Raw genomic sequence first — 19,553 nt, 5'->3', positions numbered from 1 at the left:
GTTCCGCCCGCCCGCGCCCCCGGCGCGGGTTCACCCGAATTGGGCACGCAGCCTGGCGTGTGCCCCCGCCGGGGCGCCCACCGCGTCCAGGCCCAGGAGGGCCGCCCCCAGGACCGGCGGGGCCGTGACCACCGTGGGCCGGGCGTGCGGGGCGCGGGACGACAGGAGCTCCCCGATGCGGCCCTCCAGCTGCGCGTGCCGGGCCGCGAGGACGCCGCCGCCCAGCAGGACGGGAACCTCCTCCTCCAGCAGGCCCAGCCGCTCCAGCACCACCGTCACCAGCGCCACCACCTCCTCCGCCTGCCGCTCCACGATCGCCGAGGCCACCGGATCGCCCCCCGCCGCCACCGCGAACAGCACCGGCACCAGCTCGTGCAGCCGCCCCGGAGGGATCCCGCCCAGGTGCAGGGCCTCGATCAGCGCGGCCATCGACGCCAGCCCGAAGTGGGCCGGCAGGGCCCGCGCCAGCCCGGTGGGCCCGCCGCGTCCGTCCTCGGCCCGCGCCGCCCACCACACGGCCTCCTCCGCCAGGCCGCCCCCGCCGCCCCAGTCCCCGGAGATCCGGCCGAGGGCGGGGAAGCGGGCGGTGCGCCCGTCGGGCAGCATCCCCACGCAGTTGATGCCGGCCCCGCACACCACGGCGATCCCGCGCGGCCGGTCCACCCCGGCCCGCAGGACCGCGAAGGTGTCGTTGCGCACCTCGGTGGCCGCGCCCCAGCCGCGCGCGGCGATCGCGTCGGCCAGCCGCCGCTCCTCCACCGGCAGGTCCGCGTTGGCCAGACAGGCGGAGACCCGGGCGGCGTACGGCGGCCCGGCCAGGCCGGCGGCGGCGGCCGCTTCGGAGACGGCCTCGCCGAGGACGTCCACGGCCGCCTCCACGCCCGTGCGGGGCGGCTGGAAGCCCCCGGCGCGGCCGGTGCCCAGGACGGTGCCGTCGGCGCCGACGAGGGCCGCGTCCGTCTTGCTGTTCCCCGCGTCCAGCGCGAGCACCGCGACGGGGGAGGGGCGGCTCACGCCCATGGCAGGTGCTCCTTGTTGTGCGCGAGCAGCCGGTCCGTCAGCGCCTCGGCCAGGTCGAACTGCCCGATCAGGGGGTGGGCGAGCAGGGCCCTTGCGACCCGCCCGCGCCCGCCGCGCAGCGCGGCGTCCAGCGCGAGGTCCTCGTACGCCGTCACATGGGCGAGGAGTCCCGTGTACAGGGGGTCAGGGCGGGGCACGGCCAGCGGTACGGGCCCGGAACCGTCGACGGCGGCCTGCACCTCGACCACCGCGTCGTCCGGGAGGAAGGGCAGGGTGCCGCCGTTGCGGGTGTTGACCACCTGGACGGCCGGGCCGCCGCCGCCCAGCAGGGCCGCCGCGAGGTCCACGGCCGCCTCCGAGTAGAAGGCCCCGCCCCGCTTGGCCAGCAGCGCGGGCTTCTCGTCGAGCGCGGGGTCCGCGTACAGGGCGAGGAGTTCCCGTTCCATCGCGGCGACCTCGGCGGCCCGCGAGGGCTTCTCGCCGAGCTCGCGGACCACCTCGTCGTGGGAGTAGAAGTACCGCAGGTAGTACGAGGGGACGACGCCGAGCCGGTCCAGCACCGCCCGCGGCAGGCGCAGGTCGGCGGCGATGGCCTCCCCGTGCTCCGCCAGCAGCCGGGGCAGCACGTCCTCGCCGCCGGGTCCGCCGAGCCGTACGCCGAACTCCCAGGTCAGGTGGTTGAGGCCGACGTGGTCGAGGTGGACCTCGGCGGGCCGGGCGCCCAGGAGCGCGGCGAACTTCCGCTGGAGGCCGATGGCGACGTTGCACAGCCCGACCGCCTTGTGCCCGGCCTGGAGCAGGGCCCGGGTGACGATCCCGACGGGGTTGGTGAAGTCGATGATCCAGGCTTCCGGCGCGGCCCGCCGCACCCGTTCGGCGATGTCGAGGACCACGGGGACGGTGCGCAGGGCCTTCGCCAGGCCCCCCGCGCCGGTGGTCTCCTGGCCGACGCAGCCGCACTCCAGCGGCCAGGTCTCGTCCCGCAGCCGGGCCGCCTGCCCGCCGACCCGCAGCTGGAGCAGCACCGCGTCCGCGCCGGCGACGCCCGCGTCCAGGTCGGCGGTGGTGGTGATCCGGCCGGGGTGCCCCTGGCGGGCGAAGATCCGCCGGGCCAGGCCGCCGACCAGCTCCAGCCGTTCGGCGGCGGGGTCGATCAGGACGAGTTCGCCGACGGGCAGGGTGTCGCGCAGCCGCGCGAACCCGTCGACCAGTTCGGGGGTGTAGGTGGAACCGCCGCCCACCACTGCGAGTTTCATCGCGTTCAGCCTTTCACGCCGGTCAGGGTGACGCCCTCGACGAACGCCTTCTGGGCGAGGAAGAAGAGGAGGATCACCGGGGCCATGACGAGCACGGTCGCCGCCATGGTGAGGTTCCAGTTGGTGTGGTGCGCGCCCTTGAAGGACTCCAGTCCGTAGCTGAGGGTCCAGGCGGCGGGGTTGTCGGAGGCGTAGATCTGCGGGCCGAAGTAGTCGTTCCAGGCGGCGAAGAACTGGAAGAGGGCGACGGCCGCGATGCCCGGCTTGGCCATCGGCAGGACCACCCGCAGGAGGGTGCGCAGCTCGCCGCAGCCGTCGACGCGGGCCGCGTCCAGGTACTCGTCGGGGATGGTCAGCAGGAACTGGCGCAGCAGGAAGACGGAGAAGGCGTCGCCGAAGGCCATCGGGACGATCAGCGGCCACAGGGTGCCCGACAGGTTCAGCTCCCTCGCCCAGAAGAGGTACATGGGGATGACCACCACCTGCGGCGGCAGTGTCATCACGGCGATGACGAGCAGCAGGGCGAGCCGTCGGCCGCGGAAGCGGAACTTGGCGAGGGCGTAGGCGACGGGGACGGAGGACACCACGGTGAGGAGGGTGCCGAGGCCCGCGTAGAGGAGGGTGTTGCGCCACCAGGTGAGGAAGCCGGGGGTGTGCCAGACCGTGGCGTAGTTGTCCCATGCCCAGGTGTGCGGCCACAGGTCGCGGGTGAGGGCCTGCTGGTCGGCCATCAGGGAGGTGAGCAGGAGGAAGACGAAGGGGAGGACGAAGAAGAGGGCGGCGGCCACGGCCAGGGCGTGCACGCCGATCCAGTGCAGGACGGCCCGCCGGCCGGCCTTCGCGGTCCGTACGGTCATGCGTCCGCTCCCGTCAGTCCGCCGCGGCGGCGCATCAGCAGGGCGGTGAAGGCCATGGAGAGGGCGAACAGGACGAGCGCGAGCACGCAGGCGGCGCCGTAGTCGAAGCGCTGGAAGCCGAGGTTGTAGACGAGCTGGGGCAGGGTCAGCGTGGACTTGTCGGGGTAGCCGGGCTCGAACTGCTGCCCGGACCCGCCGATGACCCCGGCGGCGGCCTTCCCGGCGACGAGCGGCTGGGTGTAGTACTGCATGGCCTGGATGACCCCGGTGACCACGGCGAACAGGATGATCGGGGAGATGTTCGGCAGGGTGATGTGCCGGAAGCGGGCCCAGGCGCCGGCCCCGTCGAGCTCGGCGGCCTCGTACTGCTCTCTCGGTACGTCGAGCAGGGCCGCCATGAAGATCACCATCAGGTCGCCGACCCCCCACACGGCGAGCGCCGTCAGGGCGGGCTTGGACCAGCCGGGGTCGGTGAACCAGCCGGGCGCCGGCAGGCCCGCGCCGTCGAGGAGGGTGTTCACCGGGCCGGTGCCGGGGTTGAGGAGGAAGACGAACGCGAGGGTCGCGGCCACCGGCGGGGCCAGGTAAGGCAGGTAGAACAGGGTGCGGAAGATCCCGGCCCCGGTCTTGACCTTGGTGACCAGCAGGCCGACGCCCAGGCCGAAGACGACCCGGCAGGACACCATGACCACCACCAGCCACAGGGTGTTGCGCAGGGCGGGCCAGAAGAGGGGGTAGTCGGTGAAGACGTAGCTCCAGTTCGCCGTGCCGTTGAAGGCGGGCGGCCGGAAGCCGTCGTAGCGGGTGAAGGAGAAGTAGGCGGTGGACAGCAGCGGGTAGACGAAGAAGACGGCGGAGCCGATCAGCCAGGGCGACAGGAACGCGGCGGTCCGCAGGGCGGCCCGGCGGCGCTTGGCCAGGAGGGCGGGCGGGGCCATCGGACTACTCGGCCTTGGCGATGTCGGTGTCGATCTGCCGCGCGGTGGCGTTGAGGCCGGCCTGCAGGTCGGGAACCTCGCCCTTTTCGGTGCGGTACGCGAAGTTCTGGAAGGTCAGCTGGTAGGTGCCGCCGTCCGCGCGGGCCGGGGTGGTGCTGGACTTCGGGTGCCGGGCGATGTCGAGGAAGGTCCTGAACTCCGGGCTCACCTTCAGCTGCGGGGAGTCGAGGGCGGCCAGGGTCGAGGGCACGTTGTGGATGGCGTTGGCGAAGGACACCACCGCCTCGGTGTCGGTGGTCATGTACCGCACGAGTTCCCAGGCGGCGTTCTGCTTGCGGCTCGCCGCCGATATCCCCATGACGGTGCCGGAGAGGTAGCCCTTGCCGTAGTCGGCGGCCTGGTCGTCCGGTACGGGCAGCGGGGCGGTGCCGATCTCGAACCCCGCCCCGGCCTCCTTGGCCATCTCCGGCCGCCACTCACCGTCGATCTGCATCGCGACCAGCCCCTTGTGGAAGGGGTGTTCGGAGCTCCACTCGTCGCCGAAGCCGGCTCGGAAGCGTTCCAGCCTCTCGTAGCCGCCCAGCTTGTCCACCAGGTCCTTCTGGGCGGTCAGCATCCTCGCGAAGGCCGGGTCCTTGCCCACGGCGGAGCTGCCGTCGGCGGCGAACCAGGTGGGGCTCCACTGGGCGGCCAGGCGCATGGGGGTGGTCTCGTAGCCGTGGAAGGTGGGCATCACGCCGAGCTGTTCGTAGGAGTCCCCGCGCGGCTTGGTCAGCTTCTGGGCGTCCTCGGCGAACCGGCTCCAGGTGCGGGGCGGTTCGGTGATGCCTGCGGCGGCGAAGGCGGTCTTGTTGTAGACGAGCCCGTAGGCGTCTCCGAGCAGGGGCAGGGTGCACTGGTTGCCCTTGTACTGCGTGTACTCCAACAGGGTCGGGGGAAAGACCTTCGCCTTGTCGACCCCGGACTTCTTCAGGAAGGGATTGAGGTCGGCGAAGGCGCCGGAGTTGCAGAACGTGCCGACGCTGTCGGTGGTGAAGGAGGAGACCACGTCGGGGGCCTTGTCGCCGCCCGCGCGCAGCGCCTGGTTGATCTTGTCGTCGGTCATGTTGCCGGTGACCTTGACCTTGATGTTGGGGTGCGCCTTCTCGAAGCGGGCGATGTTCTCCTCGATCGCCTTGACCTCGCCGGGCGCGGACCAGCCGTGCCAGAAGGTGAGGGTGGTGTCCGCCTTCGGGTCGTCGGAGGCGGTGGTGGCGCCCTGGCCGGTGCAGGCGGTGGCGAGCAGGGCCAGGGCGGATAGGGCGGCCAGGGCGGTGGCCGCGGGGCGGGGGCGTCCGGCTTCGGGCATGGCAGGGCTCGCTCTCTGGGGGGAGGAACTTCCGGTGAGGGGATGCCAGTCGGGGGTGGGCGCGCGGGTGGGGCTCAGCGGGAGGTGTCGAAGACTTCCTCGCGGGTGGCGGCCAGCGCACTCTCCAGGGCGCCGCGCAGGACGGGACGTTCGCGGACCTCGCCGGAGACCAGCCGCGGCCGGGAAGGGGCCAGCTCGGCGAGCTCGGCCTCCAGCAGGGCGCGCAGCGGGTCGCCGCCGGCGGCGATGGCGTCGCCGGCCAGGACCACGATCTCCGGGTCGAGTACGGCGACCAGCGAGGCCAGGCCGGTCGCGAGGGCGGTGGCGTACGAGCGGAGGAAGCCCAGGTGCGCCCCCTCGGGCTCGGCGGCGGCCCGTCGCAGCAGGGCGACGGCGGCGGGCACCTGGGCGTCGCGGGGGAGGCCGGTGGTGTCGAGGCCCGCCTCCGCGGCGAGGGCGGGCAGCACCTGTACGCCGGCCAGCTCCTGGTACCCGCCGGTGTTGGCCCGGGTGACCTGGCGCACCAGGGGGTGCCCGGGTACGGGGAGGAAGCCGACCTCGCCCGCGCCGCCGGTCCAGCCCCGGTGCAGCCGGCCGCCGAGCACCAGGGCGGCGCCGAGGCCCTCCTCGTTCCACAGCAGGACGAAGTCCTCGTGGCCGCGGGCCGCGCCGAGGCGCTGTTCGGCGACGGCGGCGAGGTTGACGTCGTTCTCGTACTCGACGGGCACGGGCACGGCCGCCGCCATTTCGTCGAGGAGGGTGGGGGAGTGCCAGCCGGGAAGGTGGCTGGCGTAGCGCAGGCGGCCCGAGCGGGGGTCGAAGGCGCCGGGGGTGGCGATGACCACGCGGTGCAGGTCCTCCAGACCGAGGCCGGCGTCCGCGAGGGCGCCGGCGAGGGCGCCGGTGACCTGGCCGACGGCGTCGGCACCCTCCGCGTAGGGCAGTTCGAAGCGGCCGCGGACGGCTCCGGTGAGGTCGGCGACGGCGGCGAGCACCCGGTCGGGCGTGACGTCGAGGCCGCCGACGTGGGCGGCGCGGGCGTTGAGCGCGTACAGCTGGGCGTTCGGGCCGGGCCGGCCCCCGTCCGTCCCGGTCGCCACGACCAGCCCGGCGGCCTCCAGACGGGCCAGCAGCTGGGAGGAGGTGGGCTTGGAGAGGCCGGTGAGCTGTCCGATGCGGGTGCGGGAGAGGGGGCCGTGCGTCAGCAGCAGTTCCAGGGCGGCGCGGTCGTTGATGGCGCGCAGCAGGCTGGGCGTTCCGGGCATGGCGGCGGGCATGACGGGGCTCTCCCTCACCGAAGCGAACTGTTAGGTAAGTTTCCTATCGCCCGCTGAGCCCTGTCAATGAAACCGCCCCGCCGGGAGGACCGGCGGGGCGGAGGGGGACCGTGCGACTACTTGGGGAACTGGGGCGCCGGGATCGGGGTCGTGGCCACGGACTGCGGCGAGGCCGGGTTGGCCAGCGCCGACGGCGGGGCGACCGAGGCCGACGGGTCGGCCGGGGCCTCCTCCTCGTCGGCGGCCGGCAGTCCGCCGATGATCCGGATGCCGGCGGCGTCGAAGGCCTCCTTGATCCGCCAGCGCAGCTCGCGCTCCACCGCGAACTGCTGGCCCGGCATCGTCTTCGCCGACACCTTCACGGTCATCGAGGCCAGCAGCACCTCGTCCAGGCCCAGCACCTCCACCGGACCCCACAGCCGCTCGTCCCACGGCGACTCCTTGGCGAAGGTGTCGGCCACCTCCTGGAGCGTCTCGCGCAGTCGCGCGAGGTTCTCCGTCGGCTTCACCTGCACCGCCACGCCCGCGGTCGCCCAGCCCTGGCTGAGGTTGCCGATGCGCTTGATCTCGCCGTTGCGGACGTACCAGATCTCACCGTTGTCGCCGCGCAGCTTGGTCACGCGCAGACCGACCTCGATCACCTCGCCGGAGGCCACGCCCGCGTCGATCTTGTCGCCGACGCCGTACTGGTCCTCCATGATCATGAACACGCCGGACAGGAAGTCCGTCACCAGGTTGCGGGCACCGAAACCGATCGCCACACCGGCCACACCGGCACTCGCCAGCAGCGGGGCCAGATCGATCTTCAATGCGGCCAGCACCATCAGCGCGGCCGTGCCCAGGATCAGGAACGAGGCCACGGAGCGCAGCACCGAGCCGATCGCCTCGGAACGCTGCCGCCGGCGCTCGGCATTGACCAGCAGACCGCCGAGCGCGGTGCCCTCGACGGCCTCCGCGCTGGTGTTCATCCGGCTTATCAGCTTGGTCAGCGCCTTGCGGACGACCGAGCGGAGCGCGGCCGCGATCACGATGATCAGCAGGATGCGCAGGCCGATGCTCAGCCAGGTGGCCCAGTTCTCCTCGATGAAGCTCGCGGCGTTGGTCACGCTCTCGGCGGCGTCGTCGGTGGTGGTCGCTGCCAACGGGAGCAGGGTGGCGGGCGAGGGCACGGGGGAACCTCCAGGCATGGCGTCCTGCCCGTGGAAACGGAACGCGGTGTACGGGCAGGCCTTCCACAGTAACCGGGCACGGCACCGACCTCGTTGCGGTGTTCGAGGGAGAGACCGCCCTCACCTGGGGATGTAGGGAGTGTGGTTGAAAACACCTCGGGCCCGTTACCGGCGCGTGGTGGCGTTTCGACCAGCCGTAAGGGGAGACTGGAGAACAGATCGTCCCGGCGCGAGCCACGCGCCGCCGGCGTACAAGGAGGCAGTCCGTGCCGCACGTCCTGGTCCTCAACGCGTCGTACGAGCCCCTCGGCGTCGTACCGCTCCGCCGCGCGCTCGTCCTCGTCCTGGAGAACAAGGCCATCTCCCTGGAGGAATCCGGCGCCTTCCTGCACAGCGCGACACAGGCCGTCCCCGCGCCCAGCGTGGTCCGGCTCAAGCGCTTCGTGAGGGTCCCCTACCGGGGGCCCGTTCCACTCACCCGCCGCGCGCTGTTCGCCCGCGACGGCGGCCGCTGCATGTACTGCGGGGCCGTCGCGACGAGCGTGGACCACGTCATCCCGCGCAGCCGCGGGGGCCAGCACGTCTGGGACAACGTGGTCGCGGCGTGCCGACGCTGCAACCACGTCAAGGCCGACCGCCACCTGCTGGAACTGGGGTGGCGGCTGAGGCACCAGCCGGCTCCGCCGTCGGGGCTGGCGTGGCGGATCATCGGCACCGGACACCGGGATCCGCGCTGGATGCCCTACCTCCAGCCGTACGGGGCGGACGACGCGCTGGAGCGCATCGGGGTACCGACCGCCGCCGCGTCCTGACGGGCCCGGGGGCCCCGCCCCCGGACCCTCCCCCCGGCCGCCGCCCGCCGGGGTGCCGGCGGGGCCGGATGCGGCGGCGCTACTGCACGGCGAACGCCGTCGCAGACCACAGGCTGCACCCGTAGCGCGTGGCGCGCCGGTCGCAGGTGACGCGGAGGTACCGGGTGTCCGCGGCCGGGTCCAGGCGGACGGTGTCCGTACCGCCCCGGGAGGAGACGGCGGCGGCCGGCCGCCAGGTGACCCCGTCCGAGGAGGTCTCCACCCGGTACGCCGACGCGTAGGCCTCCTGCCAGTGCAGGGTCAGCAGCCCGACGCGGGCCGGGGCGGCCAGCTCGGCCTGCCACCACGCCCCGTCCACCGGCTTCGAGGACCACCGGGTCGCCTCCGAGCCGTCCACCGCCGCCGACGCCGGGAACCGCGGCGACTCGTCCCCCGAGGACGTGACGCGGGCCGTGCGCAGCAGGTCCGGGCCGCCGGTGCGCGGGACCGCCCGGACCGTGAGCGTGCGCACCTGCCCGTCGAAGGCGAGGGGGATCGCATACGTGCCCGGCGGGGTGGACGCCGGGAGGCGGACCTCCACCGGCAGGGAGAGCCGGCCCCCGCGCGGGAGCGTGACCTCGCCCGGGAGGCGGACCTCGATGCCCGCCGGCGGGGGCCCCGAGAGGGTGAGGGAGCCCCGGACCTCGCCGGGGCGGACCGCCGACAGCTGCGCCGACACCGTCCGCGGGGCCCCGCCGGCCTCCACGTCCACCCGGCCCCCGTCCGCCAGTTCGAAACCCGCCTGAGGGTCGTCGGCGAACCACGGGACCACCTGGTGGACCACCGGTTCCTCGCCGGCCCACGACAGCCGCACCGCGTCCGCCCGGACGCCGCCCGCGTCGGCCTGGGTCCACCCGGACCCCGCCGCCTCCCCGATGCGCCGCCAGCCCTCGCCCGGCACGTGGACCTCCACCGCCGCGCCCCGCGATCCGGGCGCCAGCGGGTCGGTCATCGCCGTGACCGCCGCCACGGGCCGCGGCTCGTCCAGCCACACGGTCCACGCGCCGGGATCGTGCCGCACCGTCCCGGCGGTCCGCGAGGCGCCCGTCCAGGCGTCCGACTCCGCCGCCGCCTTCGCCAGGAACGGGTCCAGCACCGAGGCGTCCACCCGGACCCCGTCCTGTTCCGCCAGCGCCGCCCGCGCCGCCGCCAGGGCCCGCGAGGCCTGCCAGGCGGCCGCCCCGTCCCCCCGGGCCTCGGCGCGCAGCAGGTCCACCGCCAGCTCGCCCGCCGCCCCGTAGCGCGAGAGCCGTTCCAGCCAGGGCCCCGCCTCCCCGGAGAGGCCGGGCAGCCGCGCCGGGGCCTCCCGCAGCACCGTGAACGCCGCCCGGAGCCTGTCACCCGCGGCCTTGTCCCCGGCCGCGCGGGCCCGCCAGAACTCCTCCACCAGCGGCTTCAGGTACGCCGACTCCTCCAGCTTCAGCCCCGAGGAGGCGGTGTTCCCCGCCAGCGCGGCCAGCGCCGCCCGGGTCCGCTGGTCGGGGCCCGACAGGTCGCGCACCGCCGCCGCCCAGGACTCCCCGGGACGGTACCCGTTCGGGTTCCAGGCGTAGTCGGCGGCCGTGAACAGCGGGATCCGCGACAGGGTGCCCTGCGGCATCGCGTTGGCCAGCACCGCCGCCGAACCGCCCGCCACCGCCGGATCGCGCCCGGCGTACGGGCCGAGGAAGATGCGGTCCGGGTCCCAGTCGTTGACCGGGTAGTTGTCCATCGTCACCAGGGGGTGCCCGAGGGCGGAGCGCGCCCCGGCCAGCTCCTTGCCGGTGATGGTGCGCGGCACCACGCCCACGCCCGTCCAGGCCACCTCCACGCGCGGGTCCAGGGCCCCGGCCAGAGCCGTCCGGTAGGCGGTGGCGCCCTCCTGGAAGTACTCGGTCGGCAGCAGCGACAGGGGGGCCGCCCCCGGATGCCGCTCGGCCAGGTGGGCCGCGAGCTCGCCCGCGACCTCCGCGTGCGCCTTCGCCGCCGCGACGGGCCCCGTGCCGTACCGCACCCGGTCGGCCCGGCAGCCCCACTCCGCGTAGCTGACGTCCTGGAACTGGAGCTGGAAGGCCCTGAAGCCCAGGTCCCACATGGCGTCCACCTTGCGCAGCAGCGCCGCCCGGTTCTCCGCCGAGGCCAGGCACATGGACTGGCCCGGGGACACCGCCCAGCCCAGCGTCACGTGGTCGGCCCGGGCCCGTTCCGCCAGGGCGCGGAAGTCCTCGCGGGCCGCTTCCGGGTACTCCTCGCGCCAGGCCGTCGTCCGGTACGGGTCGTCACCGGGGGCCAGCAGCAGCCGGTTCTGCTTGGTGCGGCCCATGAAGTCCAGCTGCGCGAGCCGCTGTTCCCGGCTCCAGGGCTGCCCGTAGAACCCCTCGGTGACCCCGCGCACCGGCGCGATGGGCCAGTCCCGCACCAGCATCCCGGGTACCTTCCCGCCCCCGGCCGCCAGCAGCTGACGCAGCGTCTGCGCGGCGTGGAACAGCCCGTCCGAGCCGACCCCGGCCAGCGCGACCGTGTCACGGCCGCCGGCCCTGCCCACCGCCAGCCGGTAGCCGCCCTCGGGCAGGTCCCCCGCCGGGGCCGCGCCGAGCGCCCGCAGCGCCACCTCCGCGTCGGGCCCCTGGAGCCGTACGACGAGGGCCCCTTCGGGCAGCACCGCCCCCGGCGGCCGGTCGTGGAGGGTCCGTACGCCTGCCGCGCGCAGGGCGGTGCGCACGACGTCCACGGCGTACGGGTCCGCGTCGGCCGGTGCCACCAGCACCGCCTCCGCCGCCACCGGCACCTCGCGGGCCGGGTCGGCGGACGCCGACTGGGGCCGGGGCCACACCGCCGGGCCCTCGGAAGGGGATCGCGGAACGTCGTACGCCGGGTCGAGGAGCGGTCCGGGGCCGCCGGAGGCGACGGCGGCGGACCCGCTGTCGGGGCGCGGCACCGCCGGGGACCCGGGCGTGGCGGCCAGCATGCCCTCGGGGACCGAGGCCACCGCCCCGCCCAGCAGTGAACCTATGACGGCGACCGCCGCGGCGGTGCTCCTCTTCCTGCCCCTGAGCTGCACGGAGCCTCCCCGTCCCGAGTCGTCCCCCGCCCGTACGAATGAGCCCGAGCCCACCACCCGTGCGGCTGAAGTGTCAATCCACGGAGGGCGATCTGACCAAGATCGGCCAGGAATGCGGTGCCCCGTACTGGGTATGGCTGCGGTGTCCGGCGCAGGTGTTGCATGGGCGGGTCCGCCGGACCGGAAGGGTCCGGAGCACCGGCCCGAAGCACGTACGAGGGAGCCCTCATGAAAACCCGCACCGCGCCGCCCGCCGCCCGTGGCCGCGCCCCGCTCGCCCACCTGCCTGCCCGGTCGGGCCCGGCGGACGTGCCCCCGGCCGGGGCGCCGCCGTTGTCAGGGTGCGCGGACGCGCCGCTGACCAGTGAAACCCCGCTGCCCGGCGCGGCGTACGCACCGCTGACCAGCGAGACCCCGCTCGTGCACGAGGCCCCGCTCACGAGCGAGGCGGTTTCCTAGCCCTTCCAGCCCCAAGGATGCAGATGGACGACCTCGACCGGCTCGCGGCCCACCACGGCGTCGCCACCTCCTACCAGCCCGCCGAGGACGTCACCGTCCGGGTGCCCCCGGCCACGGTCCGCGCCGTGCTCGGGCTGACCGGCGTCCCCGTCGACACCCCCGAGGACGTACGGCGGATGGCCGACTGCGCCGACCGGGAGGCGGCCGGGCGGCTGCTCCCGCCGACGCTGGTCCAGTGGCGCGGCGAGCCCGTCCCCGAGGCGCCGCCCTCGCTGCCGGCCGGGACCCGGCTGCGGGTGACCCTGGAGGACGGGGCCGGGGAGGCGGCGTGGGACCCGCGCCTGCCCCTCGGGGTGCACCGGCTGACGGCCGAGACCCCCGACGGCCGCACCGCCGGGGCCACCCTGATCGTGGCCCCGGACCGGGCCCCGGCGGCGCCCGAGCGGGCCCACGGCCTGCTCGTCCAGTTGTACTCCCTGCTCTCGGAGCGGTCCTGGGGCATGGGTGATCTCGGCGACCTCGCGGAACTGGCCCGCTGGGCCGCCCGCACCCACGGCGCCGGGTTCATCCAGGTCAACCCGCTGCACGCGGCCGTCCCCGGCACCCCCACCGACCCCTCCCCCTACCGGCCCGCCTCCCGCCGCTTCCCCGACCCGGTGTACCTGTGCGTCGGGGACCTGCCCGAGTGGGAGGCCTGCCCGGACCGCGAGGCCCTGGCCGAACTGGCCGTGCGGGGCGGGGAGCTGCGCCGCGAGGTGCTGGACAAGGGCGCCCTGATCGACCGGGACGCGGTGTGGGCCCTGAAGCGCGCGGCCCTGGAGCTGCTGTACCGCGTCCAGCGAACCCCCGCCCGGGAGGCCGCCTACCGGGCGTTCCGCAGCGCTCAGGGCGAGGGGCTCGCCGCGCACGCCGCCTGGTGCGCGGCCGCCGCCGGGGAGGACCCGGGGGAGCGGGCCGAGTTCCACGCCTGGCTGGTGTGGCTGACGGACACCCAGCTGACCGCCGCCCAGCGGGCCGCCCGCGAGGCCGGGATGGAGGTCGGCATCGTCCACGACCTGGCCGTCGGAGTGCACCCCGAGGGTTCGGACGCCCGTACGGGTCCCTTCCACGCCCGGCACGTGTCCGTCGGCGCGCCGCCGGACGCCTTCAACGCGCGCGGCCAGGACTGGGGGCTGCCGCCCTGGCGGCCCGACGCGCTGGAGGCCGCCGCGTACGCACCCTTCCGGGCCCTGCTGCGCGGGGTGTTCCGGTACGCGGGCGCGGTGCGCGTGGACCACGTCATGGGCCTGTTCCGGCTCTGGTGGATCCCGGAGGGGACCCCGGCGGCCGAGGGGACGTACGTCTCCTACGACGGCGAGGCGATGCTCGCCGTGCTGGTCCTGGAGGCCCACCGGGCGGGTGCGGTGGTGGTCGGCGAGGACCTGGGCACGGTCGAGCCCCGGGTCCGGGAGGCGCTGGCCCGGCGCGGCGTGCTCGGCACCTCCGTGCTCTGGTTCGAGCGGGACTGGGCCGGGGACGGCCGGCCGCTCGCGCCCGGGGCCTGGCGGGCCGACTGCCTGGCCACCGCGACCACCCACGACCTGCCGCCCACCGCCGCCAAGCTGGCCGGCGCACACGTCGAACTCCGCGACCGGCTGGGCCTGCTGACCCGCCCGGTGGAGGAGGAACGGGCCGAGGACGCCGCCGACACCGCCGAGTGGCTGCGGGTGCTGGACGGGCTGGGGCTGGAGGCCAAGGACGAGGAGGGCGCCGTACGGGCCCTGTACGCCTTCCTGCTGCGCACCCCCGCCCGGCTGGTCGGCGTGTGGCTGCCGGACGCGGTCGGGGACCGGCGGCCGCAGAACCTGCCGGGCACCTGGGACCAGTACCCCAACTGGCGGCTGCCGGTGGCCGACGCGGCGGGCCGGCCGCTGACGTTGGAGGCGCTGATGGCCTCGCCCCGGGCGAACGCCCTGCTGAGCGCGGTGCGGGAGGGCGCGCAGACCCGTACGGCACCCCCGGGCGCGCGCCCGCTTTAGGTGTTCGCTACGTTTGCACCGTGGACAAGAAGAACGCTCTGCGCGCCGGCGCCGTCTCGGCCGGAACCGCGCTGATGATGCTGCTGATGACGTCTCCCGCCCTGGCGCTCACCCGCGACGACGGCGACGACCCGGGCCAGGGGCTGAGCATCGGCGAGACGCTCGGCCTGTACGTGGCCCTGCCGATCGTGATCTTCCTGGTCATCACGGGTCTCGTGATGGTCGGCGACAAGTCGCGCAAGCAGCAGAACCAGGGCTGATCCGCCCCCGGGCGGTCCAGTAACCCCAGCACTTCCGGGCGCCGGAGGTCCGCGGAGCCGGCATGAGCCGGTTGCGCAGCGACCTCCGGCGCCTTGGCGTACCCGGGTACGGGGCGCCGGGCGCGGGGTGGCCCCGCGCGGGGCGCCCGTGGCCACCGGCCTCAGGGCATGTGGGCGAGGAGCTTGCGCAGCAGCCCGCCGAGCGCCTCGACCTCCTCGGGGCTGAAGCCGGCGAGGGCGGTCCGGTTCACCTCGATGCCGTCGGCGACCGCCTCGTCCACGAGGGCCAGTCCACGGTCGGTCAGGGTCACCTGGAGCCCGCGGCGGTCGTTCGGATCGGGGCTGCGGGTCAGCAGCCCCGCCTTCTCCAGCTTGTCCAGGCGCCCGGTCATCCCGCCCGTGGTGAGCATCAGGGTGGCCGACAGCTCGCGGGGCGAGAGCGTGTACGGGCTTCCGGATCGGCGCAGCGTGGCGATGACGTCGAACTCCCCGCGGGACATCCCGTGACGGTTGTACGCCCGCTCCACCGCGTCCCCCATGGCCTTGGCGATCCGGTAGATCCTGCCGAAGACGGCCATCGGCGTGGTGTCGAGGTCGGGCCTCACCGCGAACCACTGGTCGGTGATGGCGTCGACGGCGTCCTTGGCGGTGTCCTTCTTCAGTGCGGTCATACCCGCAAGTATCGGGTTCCGCTTACTCGCTCACAAGAAAGTCGCTTGCCAAAAAGTAGCTTAGTGCTAAGCTACTTACAAGCGACCTACCCGGGGAGGCCGGGACGGGCCCCCGGGTGGGTCGCGCCCAACGTCCCCAGCCGCCGTACCCGCCACCTGCCCGAGGAGTGAGTGACCGTGAACCGAGTCACCACCATCGTCCTGACCGCGCTCGCCCCCGTCTCCTGGGGCTCGACCTACTTCGTCGCCAGTGAGCTGCTGCCGCCGGACCGGCCGCTCTTCACCGGCGCGATGCGGGCCCTGCCCGCCGGTCTCCTGCTGGTCGCCCTCTCCCGGGCGCTCCCCAAGGGCGCCTGGTGGTGGAAGTCGGCGGTCCTCGGCACGCTCAACATCGGTGCCTTCTTCCCGCTCCTCTTCCTCGCCGCCTACCGCCTCCCCGGCGGTGTGGCCGCCGTCCTGGGCTCCGCCGGCCCGCTGTTCGTCGTCGGACTGGCCGCGCTGCTGCTGGGCGAGCGGGCCAGGCTGCGCACCGTGCTCGCCGCGATCGTCGCCGCACTCGGCGTCAGCATGGTGGTGCTGACCTCCCAGGCCCAGCTCGACCTGGTCGGCGTCATCGCCGGCCTCGTCTCCTCGGCCTCCATGGGCGCCGGCACCGTGATGACCAAGCTCTGGGGACGCCCCGAGGGCGTCGGCCCGCTGGCCGTGACCGGCTGGCAGCTCACCGCGGGCGGACTGGTCATCATCCCGATCGCCGCCCTGGTCGAGGGCGCCCCGCCGGCGCTCGACGGCAAGGCCTTCCTCGGCTACGGCTACATGATGCTGATCAACACCGGCGCCGCCTACTTCCTCTGGTTCCGCGGCATCGGCAAGCTCTCCGCGACCTCCGTCACCCTGCTCGGCCCCCTCTCCCCGCTGACCGCCGCCGTCATCGGCTGGGCGGCGCTCGGCCAGTCGCTGACCCTCGTGCAGGTGCTCGGCATGGCGATCGCCTTCGGCGCCACCGTCTTCGGACAGCTCCCCGGCCGGGCCCCCACGGCACAGGCCGCGGCGGCGGGCCCGCAGCCGGCCGTGGCGCAGGCCCCGGCGGCCGAGGCCCCCAAGGTCAGGATCGCCTGAGACTGCCGGTCCCCTTGCCCGGTCCCCGGGAGGTCGGTCACCCCGCCTCCCGGGGACCATTCGCGTGTGCTTAACCAACCTGTCGAAATCTTTCGATGGACCTGGATGGTTCCGGAGTGCGACGGTAAGCGCACCACAACCGACGAACCCGGAGGGGGACACCAGAAGTGGCCGTCACGGACCGCGCGCGGACCATGGCTCAGCAGGACCGGCAGCCCACGCCCGGTACGGGGGCGAAGGGCGCCCTCGGCCTCGGCGTCCTCCTCGCCCTCCTGGCGACGGTCGTCTGGTCCGGCAGCTTCGTCGCCACCCGCGGCATGGCCGGGACCGTCCCACCGGTCCAGGCCGTCTTCTGGCGCTGGATCATCGCCGCCGTCGCGGTCGCCCCCTTCGCCGCCCGCCAGGCCTGGCAGCAGCGGGCCCTGATCCGCCGGCACCTCGGCTACATCAGCCTCGCCACCCTCTTCGGCGTCACCCTCTACAACACCCTCGTCCACCAGGCCGGGCTGACCACCTCCGCCTCCAACATGGGCGCGATCATGGCGGCCTCGCCGGTCATCATGGCCCTGTACGCCCGCCTCGGCGGCGAACGGCTCGGCGCCCGGCGGGTGTCCGGGATGCTGCTCGCGGCCTTCGGCGTGCTGCTGCTGGTCGGTGACGGCTCCCTGAGCTTCGACTTCGGCGCCGGCGACCTGTGGATGTTCGCCGCCGCCTTCTCCTTCGCCACCTACAGCGCCCTCCTCAAGCGCAAGCCCGCCGAGATCGGCGGACTGGCCTTCCTGATCACCACCTTCGTGCTCGGCGCCCTGATGCTGGCCCCCGCGTACGCGGTCTCCCTCACCGTCCAGGGCGGCTTCGAGGTCACCGCCGCCGCCGTCGGCCCGCTCCTGTACGTCGGCGTGTTCTCCTCCGCCGTCGCCTTCTTCGCCTGGAACCGGGCCGTCTCCCTGATCGGCGCGGCCCGCGCGGGCGTCGTCTACTACCTCCAGCCCGTCTGCGTCGCCGGCCTCGGCCTGCTCCTGCTGGGCGAGCGGACCGGCCCGGCGCAGCTGCTCTGCACGGCCCTGATCCTGGGCGGGGTCGCCCTGGGCAGTGCGGCCCGCCGGTAGTTTCACCGTGTGACCGACTGGGACATCAAGAAGCTGCGGGTCCTGCGGACCCTGGCCGACCGGGGCACCGTGACCGCCACGGCCGAGGCGCTGCACATGACGCCCTCGGCCGTTTCGCAGCAGCTGACCAACCTCGCCCGCCAGCTGGGCGTGGTGCTGCTGGAGGCCCAGGGCCGGGGCGTCCGCCTCACCGACGCGGCCCACCTCGTCCTGCGGCACACCGAGGCGGTCTTCGCCCAGCTGGAACGCGCCGGTGCCGAGCTGGCCGGGTACCGGGCCGGTGAGACCGGGGAGGTCCGGGTCGGCGCCTTCTCCACCGCGGTCCCCGCCCTCGTCGTGCCCGCCGTGGCCGCGCTCCGGCGGACCCACCCCGGCCTGGAGGTGCGCGTACGGGAGGCCGAGGCGGCGGAGTCCTGTGAACTGCTGGCCGCGGGCGCCGTCGACCTCGCCGTCTCGCTGGCCGCGCACGCGCCGACGGCCCGGGACCCCCGCTTCACCCGGATCCCGCTGCTGGCGGACCCCCTGGACGTGGCGCTGCCGCCGGACCACCGCCTGGCCGCCGCGCCCGGCCTGCGCCTGGCGGACCTCTCCTCGGAACCGTGGATCTACGGGGGCTCCGGCCCCTGGTCGGAGATCACCCGGACCGCCTGCGAGGCGGCCGGCTTCGTACCGGAACAGGCCCACTCGGCCGCCGGCTGGACCGCGATCCTCGCCCTCGTGGAAGCGGGCATGGGCGTCGCGCTGATCCCCCGCATGGCGGCCGGCCGCGCCACCGGCGTCACCGTCCGCCCGCTCCCGCACGACCGCCCGACCCGCCACGTCATCGCCGCCACGCGCCGCGGCGGCGACGTGGCCCCCGCGGTCGCCCGCGTCCTCGACGCCCTCCGCCGGGCGGCCGGCCCGGGCCCGTCGGACGCGCGGTGAGCGCCGCGGCCGGGCGGATGTTGACCCTCGACCTGGTGCAGGGACCACAGTGACGGGCGTGGAGAACGCGATGCGCAGTATCGGCGAGACGGCACGGGACAGCGGCCTCGGGGTGAGCGCCCTGCGGTTCTACGACCGGGCCGGTGTGCTCGTCCCGGCCCGGGTGGACCCGGTCAGCGGCTACCGCTGGTACGGCCCCGAGCAGGTGGACGAGGCCCGTCTGCTGGCCCGGCTGCGCCGGGCGGGCATGCCGCTGGCCGACATCCGGCTCGTCCTCGCCGGCTGGCCCGGCCCGGACACCGGGGCCGTCAGCCAGCTGCTCCAGGCCCATCTGCGCCGGCTCGAACGCGGCCTGGCCGAGGCGCGCAGCGAGTTCTCCGCGGTCCGCTCGCTCTTCGCCCGCAAGGAGAACCCCATGGCCCCGCTCAGCACCGCGCACGCCCGTGCGTCCGTTCCGGCCGCCGCACTGGCCGCCGCCTTCGACTCGGTCCGCTTCGCGGCCGCCACCGACCCGGAACTGCCCGCCCTCGGCGGCGTTCTCCTCGACCTCCGGGGGCAGAGCCTGCACCTGGTCGCCACCGACCGCTACCGCATGGCCGTCGCCCAGGTCCCCGCCGCCGGGCACGAGGGGCCGCGTACCCAGGTCGTCGTGCCGTCCCCGCTCGCCGACGCGATGCGGGCGCTGCTCGCCGGCTCCACGACCGCGCTCGTCACCGTGGACGGCGGCCGGGTCTCCCTGGAGGCCGGGGACCGCCAGACCGCCGGGACCTGCCCGGACCACGACTACCCCGACTACCGGCGTCTGGTCCGGCTGCCCGCCGGACGCCGCGTCCTCGTCGACGTGCCGGCCTTCCGCGCGGCCCTGGAGAACGGACCGGTGGTGGCGGGTGAGGGCCGCGACGGCGGCGCCTGCGACCTCAGCGTCCTCACGGTGGCCGACGGGGAGGCGGTCATCTGCGAGGAGGGCGACGGCGACGGCGAGCCGGACCGGGTCGCCGTCAACCGCGCCTACCTGCTGGAGGCCCTCGCCGCCGGCGGCGCGGACCGTCTGGTCCTGGAACTCGGCGCGCCGACGGCCCCGCTGGCCGTCCGCCGCCCCGAGGACGGGACGGCGTTCTCCCTGCTGATGCCGGTCCGTCTGGACGCCTGAACCGGCCCCCCGGCGTGGGGGGGGGGGGGGGGGGGGGGGGGGGGGGGGGGGGGGGGGGGGGGGGGGGGGGGGGGGGGGGGGGGGGGGGGG

17 protein-coding genes are annotated in these 19,553 nt (G+C 74.9%); 8 read left to right on the top strand and 9 right to left on the bottom strand.

The window, feature by feature from the left end; all coding sequences use genetic code 11:
- Positions 1 to 30 precede the first annotated feature (30 nt).
- From WDV06_RS19765 to WDV06_RS19735, 7 genes are all read right to left on the bottom strand, one after another.
- Positions 31 to 1,020 carry an N-acetylglucosamine kinase gene (locus tag WDV06_RS19765; protein WP_395511096.1) on the bottom strand — a complete coding sequence of 330 codons (990 nt, stop codon included), beginning with the start codon at positions 1,018 to 1,020 and terminating at the stop codon, positions 31 to 33.
- On the bottom strand, positions 1,011 to 2,276 hold the full coding sequence (locus WDV06_RS19760; RefSeq protein WP_395511095.1) for a 6-phospho-beta-glucosidase: 1,266 nt from the start codon (positions 2,274 to 2,276) through the stop codon (positions 1,011 to 1,013). The genes WDV06_RS19765 and WDV06_RS19760 overlap by 10 nt, the downstream gene beginning before the upstream one ends.
- A gap of 5 nt (positions 2,277 to 2,281) precedes the next feature.
- Positions 2,282 to 3,133: a carbohydrate ABC transporter permease gene (locus WDV06_RS19755; protein WP_395511094.1), complete on the bottom strand. Its 852-nt coding sequence runs from the start codon at positions 3,131 to 3,133 to the stop codon at positions 2,282 to 2,284.
- The gene (locus tag WDV06_RS19750; protein WP_395511093.1) at positions 3,130 to 4,071 is read right to left on the bottom strand and encodes a carbohydrate ABC transporter permease; all 942 of its coding nucleotides are present in this window, start codon (positions 4,069 to 4,071) and stop codon (positions 3,130 to 3,132) included. Before WDV06_RS19750 ends, WDV06_RS19755 begins: the two co-directional genes overlap by 4 nt.
- Before the next feature lie 4 nt (positions 4,072 to 4,075).
- Entirely contained in the window at positions 4,076 to 5,419 is a 1,344-nt protein-coding gene (locus tag WDV06_RS19745; protein WP_395511092.1) for an ABC transporter substrate-binding protein, read from the bottom strand.
- A gap of 74 nt (positions 5,420 to 5,493) precedes the next feature.
- The gene (locus WDV06_RS19740) at positions 5,494 to 6,696 is read right to left on the bottom strand and encodes an ROK family transcriptional regulator (protein ID WP_395511091.1); all 1,203 of its coding nucleotides are present in this window, start codon (positions 6,694 to 6,696) and stop codon (positions 5,494 to 5,496) included.
- A 116-nt stretch (positions 6,697 to 6,812) separates the two neighbouring features.
- On the bottom strand, positions 6,813 to 7,883 hold the full coding sequence (locus WDV06_RS19735; protein ID WP_395511090.1) for a mechanosensitive ion channel family protein: 1,071 nt from the start codon (positions 7,881 to 7,883) through the stop codon (positions 6,813 to 6,815).
- Positions 7,884 to 8,131: 248 nt separating this feature from the next.
- On the opposite strand from WDV06_RS19735, the gene WDV06_RS19730 reads away from it, so the two are divergent.
- Complete coding sequence (locus tag WDV06_RS19730) at positions 8,132 to 8,677, top strand: HNH endonuclease (RefSeq protein WP_395511089.1); 546 nt, start codon at positions 8,132 to 8,134, stop codon at positions 8,675 to 8,677.
- Positions 8,678 to 8,756: 79 nt separating this feature from the next.
- Here WDV06_RS19730 and WDV06_RS19725 read toward each other — a convergent pair whose 3' ends face one another.
- Positions 8,757 to 11,756 (bottom strand): beta-N-acetylglucosaminidase domain-containing protein, encoded by a 3,000-nt coding sequence (locus WDV06_RS19725; protein ID WP_395511088.1) that lies wholly within the window; start codon positions 11,754 to 11,756, stop codon positions 8,757 to 8,759.
- A gap of 228 nt (positions 11,757 to 11,984) precedes the next feature.
- On the opposite strand from WDV06_RS19725, the gene WDV06_RS19720 reads away from it, so the two are divergent.
- The 3 genes from WDV06_RS19720 to WDV06_RS19710 are packed head-to-tail and all read left to right on the top strand — an operon-like array spanning position 11,985 to position 14,493.
- Positions 11,985 to 12,215, top strand: coding sequence for a hypothetical protein (locus tag WDV06_RS19720; protein WP_395511087.1), 231 nt, complete (start codon positions 11,985 to 11,987; stop codon positions 12,213 to 12,215).
- A gap of 17 nt (positions 12,216 to 12,232) precedes the next feature.
- Positions 12,233 to 14,233, top strand: coding sequence for a 4-alpha-glucanotransferase (locus WDV06_RS19715; protein WP_395511086.1), 2,001 nt, complete (start codon positions 12,233 to 12,235; stop codon positions 14,231 to 14,233).
- A gap of 20 nt (positions 14,234 to 14,253) precedes the next feature.
- Positions 14,254 to 14,493, top strand: coding sequence for a hypothetical protein (locus tag WDV06_RS19710; RefSeq protein ID WP_395511085.1), 240 nt, complete (start codon positions 14,254 to 14,256; stop codon positions 14,491 to 14,493).
- Positions 14,494 to 14,654: 161 nt separating this feature from the next.
- Here WDV06_RS19710 and WDV06_RS19705 read toward each other — a convergent pair whose 3' ends face one another.
- Complete coding sequence (locus tag WDV06_RS19705; RefSeq protein WP_395511084.1) at positions 14,655 to 15,164, bottom strand: MarR family winged helix-turn-helix transcriptional regulator; 510 nt, start codon at positions 15,162 to 15,164, stop codon at positions 14,655 to 14,657.
- A 171-nt stretch (positions 15,165 to 15,335) separates the two neighbouring features.
- Between WDV06_RS19705 and WDV06_RS19700 the strand changes: the two genes are divergently transcribed.
- The 4 genes from WDV06_RS19700 (at position 15,336) to WDV06_RS19685 (ending at position 19,463) form a co-directional block, all read left to right on the top strand.
- A complete protein-coding gene (locus WDV06_RS19700; protein WP_395511083.1) occupies positions 15,336 to 16,280 on the top strand; it encodes an EamA family transporter in 945 nt (314 codons plus the stop codon).
- A 194-nt stretch (positions 16,281 to 16,474) separates the two neighbouring features.
- Complete coding sequence (locus WDV06_RS19695) at positions 16,475 to 17,389, top strand: DMT family transporter (RefSeq protein ID WP_395511082.1); 915 nt, start codon at positions 16,475 to 16,477, stop codon at positions 17,387 to 17,389.
- Between the two features lie 9 nt (positions 17,390 to 17,398).
- Positions 17,399 to 18,313 carry a LysR family transcriptional regulator gene (locus WDV06_RS19690; RefSeq protein ID WP_395511081.1) on the top strand — a complete coding sequence of 305 codons (915 nt, stop codon included), beginning with the start codon at positions 17,399 to 17,401 and terminating at the stop codon, positions 18,311 to 18,313.
- A gap of 58 nt (positions 18,314 to 18,371) precedes the next feature.
- Positions 18,372 to 19,463 carry a DNA polymerase III subunit beta family protein gene (locus WDV06_RS19685; protein WP_395511080.1) on the top strand — a complete coding sequence of 364 codons (1,092 nt, stop codon included), beginning with the start codon at positions 18,372 to 18,374 and terminating at the stop codon, positions 19,461 to 19,463.
- The last annotated feature ends 90 nt before the right edge of the window (positions 19,464 to 19,553 follow it).

The sequence above is a fragment of the Streptomyces racemochromogenes genome, from assembly GCF_044129415.1.
Lineage (GTDB): Bacteria > Actinomycetota > Actinomycetes > Streptomycetales > Streptomycetaceae > Streptomyces > Streptomyces racemochromogenes_A.
Note: the sequence above shows the minus strand (reverse complement) of the source record. Positions and strands in the feature narration are given on the sequence as shown.